The sequence below is a fragment of the Bacteroides sp. RTP31139st1_H2_RTP31139_211217 genome, from assembly GCF_040227615.1.
Lineage (GTDB): Bacteria > Bacteroidota > Bacteroidia > Bacteroidales > Bacteroidaceae > Bacteroides > Bacteroides uniformis.
On the sequence record NZ_JBCNZM010000118.1, the window covers coordinates 1 to 14,898 of the forward strand.

At 40.4% G+C, this 14,898-nt stretch carries 12 protein-coding genes; 2 read left to right on the forward strand and 10 right to left on the reverse strand.

The genetic code is table 11. The features are described from left to right. Together ABUA47_RS17105 and ABUA47_RS17110 are read left to right on the forward strand one after the other, a co-directional pair. A partial coding sequence (locus ABUA47_RS17105; protein ID WP_349831807.1) for a glycoside hydrolase family 2 TIM barrel-domain containing protein occupies positions 1 to 2,432 on the forward strand: 2,432 nt, incomplete at its 5' end. 97 nt (positions 2,433 to 2,529) lie between these two features. Then, positions 2,530 to 3,318, forward strand: a complete 789-nt coding sequence (locus ABUA47_RS17110) for an N-acetylmuramoyl-L-alanine amidase-like domain-containing protein (RefSeq protein ID WP_005829430.1) — start codon at positions 2,530 to 2,532, stop codon at positions 3,316 to 3,318. A gap of 77 nt (positions 3,319 to 3,395) precedes the next feature. On the opposite strand, the gene ABUA47_RS17115 is transcribed toward ABUA47_RS17110, so the two are convergent. From ABUA47_RS17115 to ABUA47_RS17160, 10 genes are all read right to left on the reverse strand, one after another. Beyond that, positions 3,396 to 4,961 carry an ATP-binding protein gene (locus tag ABUA47_RS17115; protein WP_035448390.1) on the reverse strand — a complete coding sequence of 522 codons (1,566 nt, stop codon included), beginning with the start codon at positions 4,959 to 4,961 and terminating at the stop codon, positions 3,396 to 3,398. A 127-nt stretch (positions 4,962 to 5,088) separates the two neighbouring features. Continuing rightward, complete coding sequence (locus ABUA47_RS17120) at positions 5,089 to 6,039, reverse strand: glycosyltransferase family 4 protein (RefSeq protein ID WP_349831809.1); 951 nt, start codon at positions 6,037 to 6,039, stop codon at positions 5,089 to 5,091. Positions 6,040 to 6,136: 97 nt separating this feature from the next. Next, positions 6,137 to 7,033, reverse strand: a complete 897-nt coding sequence (locus ABUA47_RS17125) for an NAD-dependent epimerase/dehydratase family protein (RefSeq protein WP_035448386.1) — start codon at positions 7,031 to 7,033, stop codon at positions 6,137 to 6,139. Positions 7,034 to 7,090: 57 nt separating this feature from the next. Beyond that, positions 7,091 to 7,936, reverse strand: a complete 846-nt coding sequence (locus tag ABUA47_RS17130; RefSeq protein WP_349829749.1) for a glycosyltransferase family 2 protein — start codon at positions 7,934 to 7,936, stop codon at positions 7,091 to 7,093. A gap of 286 nt (positions 7,937 to 8,222) precedes the next feature. Continuing rightward, entirely contained in the window at positions 8,223 to 9,194 is a 972-nt protein-coding gene (locus ABUA47_RS17135) for a glycosyltransferase family 2 protein (protein ID WP_035448383.1), read from the reverse strand. A gap of 20 nt (positions 9,195 to 9,214) precedes the next feature. Beyond that, entirely contained in the window at positions 9,215 to 10,366 is a 1,152-nt protein-coding gene (locus ABUA47_RS17140; protein WP_035448382.1) for a glycosyltransferase family 4 protein, read from the reverse strand. Positions 10,367 to 10,387: 21 nt separating this feature from the next. Next, the gene (locus tag ABUA47_RS17145; RefSeq protein ID WP_035448381.1) at positions 10,388 to 11,152 is read right to left on the reverse strand and encodes a glycosyltransferase family 25 protein; all 765 of its coding nucleotides are present in this window, start codon (positions 11,150 to 11,152) and stop codon (positions 10,388 to 10,390) included. 20 nt (positions 11,153 to 11,172) lie between these two features. Continuing rightward, positions 11,173 to 12,195 (reverse strand): hypothetical protein, encoded by a 1,023-nt coding sequence (locus tag ABUA47_RS17150; protein WP_133303838.1) that lies wholly within the window; start codon positions 12,193 to 12,195, stop codon positions 11,173 to 11,175. A 181-nt stretch (positions 12,196 to 12,376) separates the two neighbouring features. Next, entirely contained in the window at positions 12,377 to 13,396 is a 1,020-nt protein-coding gene (locus ABUA47_RS17155; RefSeq protein ID WP_227232477.1) for a glycosyltransferase family 52, read from the reverse strand. A 49-nt stretch (positions 13,397 to 13,445) separates the two neighbouring features. Continuing rightward, positions 13,446 to 14,708: a lipopolysaccharide biosynthesis protein gene (locus ABUA47_RS17160; RefSeq protein WP_035448379.1), complete on the reverse strand. Its 1,263-nt coding sequence runs from the start codon at positions 14,706 to 14,708 to the stop codon at positions 13,446 to 13,448. Positions 14,709 to 14,898 lie beyond the last annotated feature (190 nt).

Genomic DNA, 14,898 nt, shown 5'->3' on the forward strand with positions numbered 1-14,898 from the left:
ATGGTATCCTCAAGGTAAAGGTGCAGTTTACCAATAAAAGCGGACAAAATTCCCCATTTGTCGTTGGTTACCGCCTGCTGGACAAGAACGACCAGCAGATAGCCCAGTCCTCTACTCAGGTCAGCGGTGACCAAACGGAAGTGGAATTCACCAAGAAGACCATCCAGGAACCCCTGCAATGGACAGCCGAAACGCCCAACCTCTATACCCTCGTCGTCAGCTTGAAGCGCCCGAACGGAGATGTGATTGAAGCGACAAGCTGCAAAGTAGGTTTCCGTACAGTAGAAATCAAGGACAAGCAACTGTTGGTAAACGGACAACCTATCCTCGTGAAAGGCGTGAACTATCACGAACACAACGAGAACACCGGTCACTATGTCTCCGAAGAGCTGATGAAGAAAGACTTCGAGCTTTGGAAAAGATACAATGTCAATACCGTACGCACCTGCCACTATCCCCAGCAGGAACGTTTCTACGAACTCTGTGACGAATATGGTATCTACGTCATCGACGAAGCCAATATCGAAAGTCACGGCATGGGTTACGACCTGCGTGTAGGCGGCACGCTGGGAAACAATCCGCTCTTCATGAATGCCCACCTCGACCGTACCATGAATATGTACGAACGGGACAAGAACCATCCGTCAGTCATCATCTGGTCGCTGGGCAACGAAGCCGGAAACGGATTGAATTTCTACGTTACCTACAACACCTTGAAGACGCTCGACAGTCGTCCCATCCAGTATGAACGCGCACTGCTGGAGTGGAATACGGACATCTACTGCCCGATGTACGCGTCCCCTTCCTATCTGGAGAAGTATGCCCGAAATAAGGAGATGACGCGTCCCCTCATTCTTTGCGAATATGCCCATGCCATGGGCAACAGTCTCGGCAACTTCCAGGAGTATTGGGACATCATCGAAAAATATCCCATCCTCCAGGGCGGCTGTATCTGGGACTGGGTAGACCAGGGCTTTGCCGCCCAAACAGACGACGGCCGTAAATACTGGACCTATGGCGGCGATTATGGCGAGAACGGCACGCCCTCCGACGGCAATTTCTGCATCAACGGCGTGGTATACCCCGACCGCAGTGTCAAGCCGCAGACAGAAGAGATGGGAAAAGTATACCAGAACATCAAGTTCCTTGATTTCGACAAGCAGACTTCCACCGTGAAAATCCGCAATGATTTCTCCTTCACCAATCTCGACAAGTACGACTTCTACTACATCATACGCGACCACGGAAAGGAAGTCTACCGTGGCAAGATTGAAAATATCCATGCCGCACCGGGCAAGACGGTAACCACCGGCTTTCTGAACGGCATACCCAAAGAGAAACAGACAACGGGAGATGTGCGCATCGAGTTCTATGCAGCCATCAAGACGGCAGAGCCTTTCCTCCCGGCCGGCACGGTCATCGCACGCGAACAGACCTACGTCCATACCTTCTACAAGAAAGAGGCTACGGCACAGCAGCCCGCCACTTCTAAGGAAGAGGGAAATTTGGTGGCGTTCTCCGGTCCCGACTTCAAAGCCACCTTCGACAAGCAAAGCGGCCTGCTCACCTCCTATTTGTACAAGAAACACGAGTACATACTGAACGGTCAGGGTCCCCGGCCATTCTTCTGGCGTGCACCGACGGACAATGAGTATGGAGCCAACCTCCCCGTCCGCCTCAAAGCCTGGAAAGAGGCAAGCTACCAGGAACCAAAAGCCGAAAGTTTCCAAGTGACTCCGGGCAGCAATGCCACGACAATAAAGGTGACCTACCGTTTTCCACAGACAGACGCCCGTTGGGACATCACCTATAAGATATATGCCAGCGGAGTCATCAAGGTAGACAACCGGTTCGTGGCCGAAGGAGACCAAGCTCCGATGATACCGCGTGTAGGCCTGCGGATGCAGTTGCCGGAAAGCTTTACAGACTTGACCTACTACGGTCGCGGTCCGAAAGAGAATTACCGAGACCGCCGTACCTCCCAGTTCATCGGAGAGTACGCCATCCCGGTCAAGGATATGTACGAGCCGTATGTCCGCCCGCAGGAGAACAACCATCGCACGGACATCTATTGGTGCGCTCTTACCGATAAGACGCAACGTGGTTTGCTGCTCATCGCCGACCGCACCTTTGAGCTGAACGCCTCCAACTATCCCCTGGAAAGTATGGACAGCGGCGACACGATTGACAACGGCGCTCCGCGTACCGAAAAGACCCATCACCGCCACCTCACCGACCCTCTGCCGGAAAAGATGGTCGATTTGTTCATTGACTACCGCATGATGGGTGTCGGTGGAGACGACAGTTGGGGCGCAACCGCCCATGAACCCTATCTGATCCGTCCGGGCAAGGAGAATGCCATTGAATACGGTTTCTCCCTTGTTCCGTTCGATAAAAAGGAGGATTATAAATATTTAATCCGGCAATATTGAATTTAATCCCTCCGGATTAAGCTTTTATAAAAAGGATGTAGTAAATTTGCTGCATCCTTTTTACGTTTAAGAACAATAATAATCAAAAGAGAGAAAAATGAAAACAATGACTAAATTTATGTTCAGCGCCCTCTGCGCCGCAGCCATGGTAACTTCCGTTTCTGCCCAGGGAGGGAAAGATATGTTGAGCAATGGAATAAAGTATCTGGATGTGCCATACGTAGCCCATACGCTGGAAGCAGATGGTCCCGAGGAACTCGTCATCAACTGCGATGAAGTAGACTGTACCACGCTGGTGGAATATGTACTGGCAGAGACGCTTACCCCCAAATTGGCCGACGGAGACATCTCGGAAAGCGCTTTCGCCGATAACCTGCAAAAAATCCGTTACCGTGACGGTAAAATCGACGGGTACACTTCCCGCCTGCATTATATTGCCGACTGGATAAACAATGGCGTACGCAACGGCTTCCTTCAAGATGTAACGGGCGCCATGAGTCCCGACACCGAACGGTTGTCTATCTCCTACATGTCTTCCCATCCCCAACTGTACAAGCAGCTGGCCAATTCGCCGGAGAACGTAGCCAAAATGAAGAAAATTGAGCAATCCTTGTCCGGCAAGGAAGTTCACTATCTTCCCAAAGCCAAACTTCCCGCTGATGGCCTCCCGTGGATTAAAGACGGCGATATCATAGCCATCACCACCAACACTCCGGGGCTGGATGTGGCCCACATGGGAATCGCTTTCTATGCGGATAACAAACTCCTGCTGGTACACGCTTCCTCTACCGACAAGAAAGTGGTCGTCTCCAAAGTCCCCTTGTCCCAAATGCTGAAAGACAATAATAAATGGACGGGAATACGGGTGCTGAGAATGAAGAAATAAAATGAAATCCTATATATGGAAAAGGCGATGAAGATTTGATTCTCCATCGCCTTTTCCGTATATAGGATTGTTCGTTCCTATTCCTCCACGACAATATATTCATCAATATTCCGTGTTTCTTTACTGAAGTTCACACCTACTTTCACTAATTTCCTGCCATCCAAGGTATAAGGAATCAGATAACCTTTCTCATCTATTTGCTTCAGAGCTGCGTCGGCCGTACCGTCCAGTTTGAACTCAAAAACATAAATAGCGGTAGGGGTATGAACTACTGCGTCCGCACGGCCGCGGCTGCTGCGAACCTCGGACCGGATGAACTGTCCCAGCAAAGTAAACACTACATGAAAAATAACCTGATAATGACGTTCCGTATCATCACTCAACTCGTACGGAATACCGGAGAAGAATATCTTAAGACGCTCCATAAACGCCTCCACATCCCCACTCTTCAATTCACGCATGAATTTAGCGATGTGGAAACCAGTTTCATCATCAGTAACTTTAGTATAAAAAGGAACCAGAAAATTGAGGAAACCATAACAAACTTCATCATTCGGAAATTGAAGCGTATAAAGGCAAACCTCTTTATCATAAGCTTTTATAGTCAAGTAACCGCTCTGATAAATCATAGGCAGAGGATTATTAGCTTCTGCACGATATTCAGAGAAGGCAGAGGCAGTAACCTCTACGCCATTCAGCAAAAGGCGAAGATCATAGTCACTCTTTTTTAATAAATCCACCAAATAAGTAGGTGTACCCGTCTGAAACCAGAAGTTGCCGAACTTCAATTTCTGGAATACATTCAGAAGGCTGAAAGGGTTAAAAAGCCCCACCGAAGTATCTTCACAAAAATGATAGCCGTCATATTTCTTTGCCAAACGAAAAATCGTTTCCTCCAAAGTCAGTTCTTCATTCTCACTTAACCGTTGTATTTCCGGGCCAAATGTTTTTATAAGTTCATCTTGTGTAATGCCGCACAAAGCATTGTATGCTCTATCCATGCTGATATCATTCAGCTGGTTCAAGTCACTGAATACACTTACTTGCGCAAACTTGGTCACTCCGGTCAGGAAAACAAAACGAAGATAACGGTCAGCGCTCTTCAAGACACCGTAGAACGCTTTCAATATTTTCCGATACTCATCCAGCAAGTTCTCATCCAAGACCGCTTGAAGCAATGGCTTGTCATACTCATCAATCAGCACAACAACCTGCTTTCCTGTCTGCATGCATGCCTGCTCTATCACGTAAGCAAAACGCTCTTCCGGACTACGGTCTTTCTTCTCCTGACCATAGAGCAGCTCCCATTTCTCCAGATACTGATTAAGCATAGCCGTCAGGTCAGCAGCAGTTTCATATTTCCGGGCATTCAAATCCAAGTGCAAAACCGGATATTCTTCCCATTCCTTTTCCAGCTGTTCGATGGCCAAACCTTGAAACAAATCCTTGCGTCCTTGAAAGTAGGCTTCAAAGGTAGAAAGAAGCAGACTCTTGCCAAAACGACGGGGACGGCTCAGGAAATAAGGTTTACCTACATTTGCAATTTGATAAACCATAGCCGTCTTATCTACATAGAGATAACCATCCCTACGTATTTCCTCAAAAGTCTGTATGCCTATCGGCAGCTTACGCATCTGTTCCATGTTATTATAACCTGATTGGTGTATGACAAAGGTACAATTTATATTTCAAAAATAAGACGAAAGGCGATGGAGATTTTAGTCTCCATCGCCTTTCATTATTTTACTAATCATCACATTTCAGCATTACTCACGTAGACTGGTGCAATCCGAAATACTTCTTCATAAAGCAGATATAAAGAAAACAAAGTAAAAGAATTATACCTGCCAAATACCAATAACCGTAACCTAAACACATTATATATCCTACGATGATGATTGCCTGCACTGCCATGTAAATAGAAGAAACCATTATATGGGGAATCTTCAGCTCATTCGCCATAATCTGATACAGATGCTTGCGATGCGGCAAACCGATATTCTCATGAAGCATCAGGCGGTGAATGATAGTCAGTACACTGTCAACACCATAAACGGATAAAAGAACTATCCAGCTGAAATCACCCGTTCCAATGATAAGTCTTCCTATCAAGAAAAGAAGAATGAAGGCAATGCTCACAGAACCCACATCACCGGCAAAGCACTTGGCATGCTTGCGGAAATTGAAGAAACAGAAAACGAGAACGGAACAGATAACGGTATAGATGAAATCCGCTTCCACAAAAGTAACCACCTCCTTATTGATATAAGCCAACGCAGCAAGAATAACCAGAGAATAACCACCGGTTATGCCGTTAATGCCATCCATAAAGTTATAGGCATTGATGATGCCCGTACAGACTATCAAGGCTATGACTATCCACCACCAGGACAAGGAGAACAGCCCCCACTGATAAAACATCATAACCATAGCAGAGAAATGAAAAAGCAGTCTTGTCATCTGCCCGGTGGATTTTATATCGTCCACGAAGCTGATGAACGTCACCAGTGTCAAGGCAAGCAGGAACCAGGGATATTCAAAGCCACTCGTCAGGAAATAGGCCAACGCCCCGAAATAGAAAATAATCCCACCACCACGCAAAGTCACTTTCGTATGGGAACTGCGCTCATTGGGCTTATCGATGATATTACACCTATCAGCTATTCTAAAATAAAAAAGTTCTGCTAAAAACAGCAGAACCAAGACCATCAAATAATACATCATCCGTTTTTGATTATCCAGTAAAACCAAAGCTGAATACATGTAAATCCCAAAGATATAATACCCAGCCCTATCAATATGACATCTAAATATACATTCATTCTATCTTGAAGTTTTCCAATACACGGGTCGGCTTCCATCCCAATTCACGCATCGCCTTTTCGTTACTGAAAGTAAGCGATTCTGTGATTTTCTTCAGTTTCAAAGAATTGATAGGCGCTTTCTTTCCTAAGCAATCTCCTACCAAAGCCATACATTTAGCTGCCCAATAAGGTATTGAGAAAGGTAATTTCTTGTCCAATTGCCTGCAAATAGTAGTCTCAAGTTCTCTGAAAGTGGGGTGATGACTGTCACATACATTGTAGATGCCTCCCTTTTCTGCCAACAGAGAGACCAACTTTGCAATATCCTGTACCATCAATACACTCTTTCGTGCCTGACCGCCAGCAATGCTGAGGTATTTCCCACTGCGGATACCATGAATCATAGCCCCCAGATTTCCCGGAGGGTTAGGACCGGCAATCAAGGAAGGACGGATTATACCTAAAATGACATTATGTTCGTAACACCACTTTTGTAGATATTCCTCCGCAAGACGTTTACTCATGGCGTATGGTGTATCTCCATCCAAAGGATGGTCTTCCGTAATATTCTCACCATAAGCACAACCGTAAACTGCTACAGTGGAAATAAAAATGAAGGCCCGTGGCACTCTTCTCCGCTCCAATGCAGTACAAAGATTCTTTGTACCTTGCAGATTCACATCAAAGAACACCTGTCTTTCCGCTTCCGTTTTAGGAACAGAATGTGCCTTTCCAGCAACATGAAGAACAATATCATACCGTTCACGCAATACCGGAATCTCCTTTGCTATATCTATAGTATAATCATCCTTCGGCGACAGCCCCACAGTCTTAACGCCATACATCCCCTCCAAAAGAGGACGCACATTGCTACCCAAGAAACCAGAAGCTCCAGTAAATAAAAGTTTCATGAAAAATATATTAGGAAAATCACTAGTAAAAACTCAGTTATTTTATTGTCGATAGTTCTATCGATTAGTTAATTTCATATTCGTATATGCTAATTTCGCTTTTTTATTTATCTCCCGCCTTTCTTTATCAAAAAAACACCCCCATTTATTTAAATAATAAACGGCAGCCTTAACATGTATCCAAAACAAACGAATTTTTTTATGAGATCCTTTCTCAAAAGCATGAGTAATTGTGGCACTTGGATAATACATTGTTCTATATTTCTGAAAAATACGACGATTTAAATCAGTATCTTCTCCATACATAAAAATCCCTTCGTCAAAAACTCCAACTTCTTCAATAACTGATTTGCGAAGAAACATAAAGCATCCTGATAAATATGGAGCATTCATTTCCTTATCATAACCGCTAAAGCGCATCTCAAAATTATCATTAATACGCTTCTTGATACTCTTAAAAGGAATAAACATTCGACCAATCCAGTCCATAGGAGTAGGCAGAAGCTTGCACAAATATTGCAAATCACCATTAGGATAAATCACTTTAGGAAGCACATTGCCCACATCAGGATTAGCCTGCATGTACTCATAAAGAGCCTCAATCACCCCTGCTTCAAAATAGATATCCGGATTGAGCACCAAATGGAATTCTCCCATTTTATCAAGCTGACGCATAATCTTATTATGTCCCGCACCAAATCCATTATTGCAATTCATAAAAAGGTACTCCACTCGTTCATCTAATGACGCTAATGATTTCAACTCATCTATAGGCGAATTATCCACCAGATAAATCCGCACCTTCAGATTTGTGTTTAAAAAACTCCAAATAGCCCTCTTCAGTTCTTCTATATTGTTTTTATAGAGCACTATAGTAGCTGTTACTTGATATTGATTGTTCATACACTTATTATAGATTATTGCGTTTTTTTATTACAAATAAGGAACTCATAAAATCCTTTAGTTCCGGATATTTCTTATCCTTTTCAGTTAGACAATCATTATAAAAGTCCACAAAGCATCTTTTTACTTTTGTAAAGCGTGATAGTATACACAGTCTGTGTAAACCCAATACCACCACAAACCACGATGTTCTTATCGAAATCTACACACTATTCTTTTCCAATTAAATACAATTACTTGACATCTTATATTTTGTCAGTAGTTTCAACATAACTATTACGAGTCTTTACCGAAAACTTAAAACGATTTTTTGTGTTTTTATAAAAGATTTAATGAGCAGAAAGGATCGATTCCTAACAAGAGCAAGGAAAACTCTTTTCCTAAAAGGGAAATGACAGTAGTATTTATTATGCCGCCAATTAGGATACAGAACCTCAAAATCATCAATAAAGCGAAGTACTATTCGTTTGTCAACGCCCGAGAATAAAGCACGGAAAACAGCACCATATAACACTAAATTAATACATCTAAACTCTTTTTCTCGTATCAAAGTATCGGGTATATTCTGGCGTATATAATTACTTGCTTGTAAAAAGCCCTTATAAATATTAGGATTAACGGATGTTGATAAAGAATTACTACGCGCAAAATAGTTATAAAATGCTTCGGGCAAATAAGCAATACTTTTTGATTCATATACCAATAATGGAACTACCGCAGCATCTTCGCTATTGTAAAAACAAGGCATTTTTATTTTCTTTATGATGTTGGCTTTTATACATATACCACACACGCTATCGCCCGTTAAAGCCATAAAATCAGATTTTACAAACCCGTCACTATAAAATGGAATAGAAGAAATATGAAAAGTCTTCCCACTTTCATAGCAACGGTTATAATCAAAAAATAGCAAGTCAAGCATATCTGATTCCATACGCTTTTTTATTGCTTCCACAAAATCGTCACGATACCAATCGTCAGAATCTAAAAAAGCAACATATTTTCCTTTAGCTTCTTTTACCCCAAGCTCTCTGGCTTTACCAGGTCCCCCATTATAAGGAGCATTGATTAGAGATGCCAAAATCGAATTTGAGTCGATGAAATTTTGGAGAAAAAGACAAGTATCATCTGTAGAGTAATCATCTACAAAAATCACCTCAAAATCTTGACACGTTTGACGTTGCAAAGACTCTATGCAACGACTCATCAACTTACCACAATTGAAACATGGAATTATTATTGATAGAAATATATTCATACAAAAAGGCAAAAATAAATTTAAGATTTTGAACTAATTTCCCGAAATAGGTTCTGCCATATTCCCATCACACGAGATTCAGTATATTCTTCTGCTTTATGACGCGCAGAAACACTCATTTTTCTTAGATTTGCATTATCATTAATAAGAGTTATTATGGCATTTGCCAAGCCAAGTGAATCAGAGGAGCCAACAACAATTCCGTTTAAGCCATTAGTTATAACATCAGATGCGCCACAAGGATAATCAACTGTTACTATGGGAAGTCCATGAGCCATTGCTTCAAGCATCACCATAGGAAAGCCTTCATATCTTGAACTCATAGCTAAAAAAGAAGCGTTTAAATACTCAGAAGCAATCTGTGAAGTTGAAGGAAGTAAGCTTACTGATTCGGATAATGACAATTTGTCAATTAATTGTATAATGCTATCTTTATCATCACCATTCCCACGTATTACAAGTCGCCAATCAGGACATTTTATATGTACTTTACTCCATGCTCGAATTAAAAGATGAAAATTTTTTTGGTATGATAATCGACCCACACTCAACACTATTTTATTATTTAGAGGAGCAAGCTTATCCGGGAATGTAGGAAGATAGTTTGGAATCACCATAATATTAGGTAAATCTCCCCACGAACGCTTGTCACGTTCGGTCAAAACAACAAATTTATCATACTTTCGAATTATTTTCAACCAGCTTTTTAGTCTCATGGATTGTATCGTTCGTTTCAACCATGAACGCGCTTCTATCATTTTTGCCTCTCGAGAAAAATGATACTCTAAAATTTTAGAACTACCGTCCTCTACATCGCACAGAATGTCAAAGTCATAGTCGAACATTGAAATTACGATGTCCGCCTTTTCTTTCAACAATACGTCCCTTAGACGCATTCGGTGTATAGCTTTCTTTTTTTTTGTAGCAAACAACCTGAAAGGGAGGGGTAACTGTGCATCATCTTCATAATTAATTCCTAAGTCAATACAACGTACATCTTCAAAAAGATAAAAAAAAGGCTTGCGATTTTTTTGGTCGGTTGTTATGATAATAACTTTGTTTGATTTACCATCTACCCCTTTCGCATGAGAAAGATAATTAGCCTTGTTAGCCAATACACGCTCCATACCTCCGGAATTATACATTCCTGTTATTGTGTAAACTATCTTCATTCTTTAATACCTTCAATTGATTTACAACAAATCGTGAGCTATCGGTTTAAACTTCTCATAGTTTCCTTTTCTTTCTAACCATTTACGTATAAATAATCGTTTAAAGTGCGTAATGCGGTAAAGCATCTGATTAACGGTGGTCCTTTTTGAAGAAGCACCAGATATTGTACTCTCCACACTTTCATCCGTAGGATGGTTTATAACAAACGGAGTTACTCCTAATATCTGAATACCTTTTTTGCGCCAGTAAAACCAATCATCAGCAGTAACAAACGGTCGTTCTTCCTTCATTAGCAGCACAGCTTTACGATTTATTACATAAGCATAAGTAAAAAATGCATCAAACACTTTTACTATCCTAATATCATCAATATTAATTACATCTTCACAATGCCAAAACCATGATGAAAATAATATGACTGTGGGTAGTTCTTGTTTGTCAAGCCAATTTTGCACTGTATGTATTGAGTGAATAATACGATTCACATCACCCAATACAGCATCATCTTCTAAGAGTAAAGCATATGGCAAATTCTGATCGATAATGGCCTGGAAGCATCGTTGATGACTCATGGTACATCCCACTTCACCAGGACGAGCTTCTCTAAAATAAAGTGATTTAAATCGTTTTAAATTAAAAAGTTGATTCAACTCTTGCGTGTTCATTTTACGTCCATCTACAGCATCAATAAATTCATAGTCTATAGAACGCAAGGCTTCCATTTGTTTTTTTATTGCATCTCGGCGTTCTTCGCAATCCTGCAAATTAACTATTAAAGCTTTCATATTCTCCTAATATAAATTATTTAATGACCGCTCTTTTGCCAAAGATAGAGATCTGCAGTATTAGGGTCAACATTATTATAAATCCAATTAACATCATAATCCATTTGAAGTGCAACAGGGTAAGGTGCAAATAAGTATGGCCAACGTGTAACAGTATGTTTTCTATAACCTATCACTTGACCAGTTATGATGCTAAACAAGAAAACACCAAACACTATTTGAATATTTTTCAATTTAGCATTATATAATAAATAGAAAACACCAACACCATAAAAGAAAAACTGTACACGTCCATTGATTGCCGAATAATTAGACGTAAACGCCCATAACAAAAACAAATTATACATTATAGACGATTGATGATTAATAGGCACATATAATATGAAGAAAACAAATAATGACAAAGATGCGACCTGACCAATCCATATAGGCAACCAGAAGAAAACATTACCTGAAAGATAGCTAGTATCGCTATATTTACCTTCAGTATACATCAGCAGATAATTATTAATTTCACCTAATGGAAAGAGTTGTAAGATTAATGGAAGTGATGAAGAAATCAAAAACAGCACTACAAAAAATATCCAAAAGTTTTTCTTTGTATGTGGGAAAATTTTTAATTTATTTGCTACGAGCAAAGGTACAACGAATATAGTTGCAAAGTGAACAAATATAGCAACTACTATTATTATATAATCAATAAGCCCCGTTTTATTTAATAAGTATCTTCTACACAACACAAGAGAAATTAATGTAGCTGCAAATCCATAGCGCAAGCCAGAAGAAATACCTCCAATAGGAACCACCAAAATAACCATCCATAAAACCAACCAACGATTGAGGCATTTTATTTGTGGAGAATCAAGCATGCAATCATATATGTAGAAATATATAAGGTAGGCAATGACCACCCATCCAAAACGAACGAAACCGTATGTCAACCCTAACTGAATAATTCCAAATTCATAAAGGAAAAGTATGAAATCAACTTTTATATTAAAGGAAAGATAAAGCAATAATTCATCCCAATTCCATGTTTCCATTTCATAGAATAATTCAGCATGCCTATACGCGTCAGCAGTAGGTAGGAACAACAACATTGAACACAGTCCCATAAACAACGCAAACAGCACGTAAGCATTTCGTTTTCGTCTATAACATCCATTTATCACCATAGGCATGGCAAGTATAGGGCAGCAGAAGAAAATGATCCAAACGAACCAATCAGTTCTGAGCAAGGCCTTCAATAGTGTCTTGTCCATAAAGTTCTATCAATTTCGGGTGACATTTAACACCTAAATAGTGTAGATTTGATTGGGGGGGAAACGAATATATGCTGGTACTATTAATGGTGTAGACATCATCGAAGTGAATGCCCAAAAGAGCAAAAAGTTCGGCGGGTACTTTCTTAGAATATACTTTCACTCCCGGAAATGCCTTTTCGTAATCCAAATTATCACGCGGGTGCGTCTTAATCACCACTTCTTCAGAATTGTATTTATCAATAATCTTACGATATATTTCGATAAGATTATCATCTCCAATCTGTATATTGTAAGGTTGAGTTAATATAATCACTTTTTTTTCAGCCAACATCAACAAGTCATCATCAGTAATTCCAAACAAAGATGTAATGTAGTCCTTGGCATCACTCTTTTTCCACAAATCCTGAACATTTACAATTTTTGCTTTAGATTTCAAGCACTCCGGTATGGAGGCCAATTCTGTCAGTACCACTTCTTTTGCTTGATCGGTTAGTCCATAATCACCCTTCACAATATTGGGACCATAAATGAATTGCAAAAGTTTTTTATGCTTTCGTAGCTGGGGCTTTATCAACCATTTCTCATCGTAATTACCTAAACCATCTTCAATTACCACCATGGTTCGTTTATGCAGCAATGCGGATGAAAACCACAAGTGATCGTGTCCATAAATGGGTAATGTCTTTAAAAAAGGCCAATGCCAATAACAAGTACGGTAAAGAAGAAAACGATAAATACACCTGACAAGACGAGGCATCGCTTCCATTTTATGTAAAGAGAGAAATTGCTTATATTTCAGCTTACTCTGTACTTCAACTGAGATTGCTTCTGAAACAAAAAAATAAGTTGATTCAAATTGCTTTTTACCATAAACAAGCAGATACAACAGCATTGAATAAACAGAATCCACAAAACATACCGCAGTAATTCCATTAAACTTTTTCATACTCAAATCTTTTACAAGAGAGACTACACTCATACTGCAGTCCTTTTTTGGGGTCAATACATCCTTTTTTTTCCATAACCATCTACGTCTTCACATATTTATTCAGAAGTAAATTAGCCCGATACACCACAAGTGCCACCATGATGAACTTTAAGAACACATAAATCAGGCAGGTATAATAGAGACTATATTGCGTCAGCCACATCGACAGCATCAAGTGAAGTAACGAAGAAAAAAATGTAATCATCATCAAATCTTTGGTTTTGTCATAATAGAACAAATAGTTGGTGTAAAGAAAATAAATACACTGAAAGTAACCTGACAAAGCCAATAAGTAGAAGTAAGGAAGCGAAGCTGCATATCGTGGCAATACCAAGGGAATTAAGATAGAGCAAACGGCCAGTACCGCAACAACTCCTATCGTATAAACAATGAATATGGCTTTAGTCTGCCGTTGCAATCTCTCCCATTTGTCATCCAGATTAGACGACAAAACCTGATAGATAGATACCGAATTGGTTTGATTAAAGGCAGAGCCAATCATGTCAATGATATTGCTCAAGTTGAGAGCAAAACTAAAGATTCCTACCTCTGCAAACGTATAATAGTAATTGATAATATACCTATCACCTCCCTGCTTAATCCAAGAAGTGGCCAGATGAGGAATAAGTGGAACACCCCACATCAAGATAGGTCTTATCTTGAACCACGAAATACCCTTAAACAGAAACAGACGATATCTACAGCAAACGTAAATAGCAATCAGCCCATAAAGCACTGCGCAAGTTACCTGTGCATAAATACGTCCTTCCCATCCAAGTTTCATTGCCACTACCAGCAGCAACGATATAGCAAAGTTTACTATAGCAAAGCTACAACTCAGCAAACCATAAAAAATGAGTTTCTCACGGATGCGGAAATAATCAAGAACTATCTGGAAATAGCAGTTCATTAAGGCAATGGCGAGCGCAGACCACAAAAAAGCAAGTCGCAGCTCCGTCATTCGCGCCAAAGCCGAGTTACCCACTAATAGCACCAATGCAAAGAAAGAAGCTACGGCAAAAGTAATCAAGAAGACAATGCTTAAACTTTGCCGAAACTCGTCCCGGCTCTTCCTGAAAAACGACACCGACACATATCCATTCGTTGAGAGAGACACCAGAAATCCCAGAAAAGTGACGATTGTATTGAACAAACTCAACGTTCCGTACTCTGCAGGAACGATGTATTTAGCCAAAATGATCAGAAGCAGGAAGCCCACACCCTGATTAAAGAAAGAGAAGAGAGAAAACAACCCACCCTTAAGAAGGATCTTATTATTACGAAGTGGGGATATTATTGCCATTAAATCAAAAATTCGACAGTTTACTTGCTATCATTTCATTTTCCATATCCCATCTTGATTTTCTATCCACAAAATTACTTCATTTCATAAACATACATTGTATAAACCCCTTCGACACTATCCCACTTCCCTACAAAGTCAAACCCCAAATCTGCCGCATTGGAAAGTTTCGCACGACTAAGTATATACT

Coding starts and splice junctions, on each gene's coding strand:
- ABUA47_RS17110 (WP_005829430.1), top strand. CDS start 2,530: ATGAAAACAATGACTAAATTTATGTTCAGCGCCCTCTGCGCCGCAGCC.
- ABUA47_RS17115 (WP_035448390.1), bottom strand. CDS start 4,961: ATGGAACAGATGCGTAAGCTGCCGATAGGCATACAGACTTTTGAGGAA.
- ABUA47_RS17120 (WP_349831809.1), bottom strand. CDS start 6,039: ATGTATTATTTGATGGTCTTGGTTCTGCTGTTTTTAGCAGAACTTTTT.
- ABUA47_RS17125 (WP_035448386.1), bottom strand. CDS start 7,033: ATGAAACTTTTATTTACTGGAGCTTCTGGTTTCTTGGGTAGCAATGTG.
- ABUA47_RS17130 (WP_349829749.1), bottom strand. CDS start 7,936: ATGAACAATCAATATCAAGTAACAGCTACTATAGTGCTCTATAAAAAC.
- ABUA47_RS17135 (WP_035448383.1), bottom strand. CDS start 9,194: ATGAATATATTTCTATCAATAATAATTCCATGTTTCAATTGTGGTAAG.
- ABUA47_RS17140 (WP_035448382.1), bottom strand. CDS start 10,366: ATGAAGATAGTTTACACAATAACAGGAATGTATAATTCCGGAGGTATG.
- ABUA47_RS17145 (WP_035448381.1), bottom strand. CDS start 11,152: ATGAAAGCTTTAATAGTTAATTTGCAGGATTGCGAAGAACGCCGAGAT.
- ABUA47_RS17150 (WP_133303838.1), bottom strand. CDS start 12,195: ATGGAAACATGGAATTGGGATGAATTATTGCTTTATCTTTCCTTTAAT.
- ABUA47_RS17155 (WP_227232477.1), bottom strand. CDS start 13,396: ATGAGTGTAGTCTCTCTTGTAAAAGATTTGAGTATGAAAAAGTTTAAT.
- ABUA47_RS17160 (WP_035448379.1), bottom strand. CDS start 14,708: ATGGCAATAATATCCCCACTTCGTAATAATAAGATCCTTCTTAAGGGT.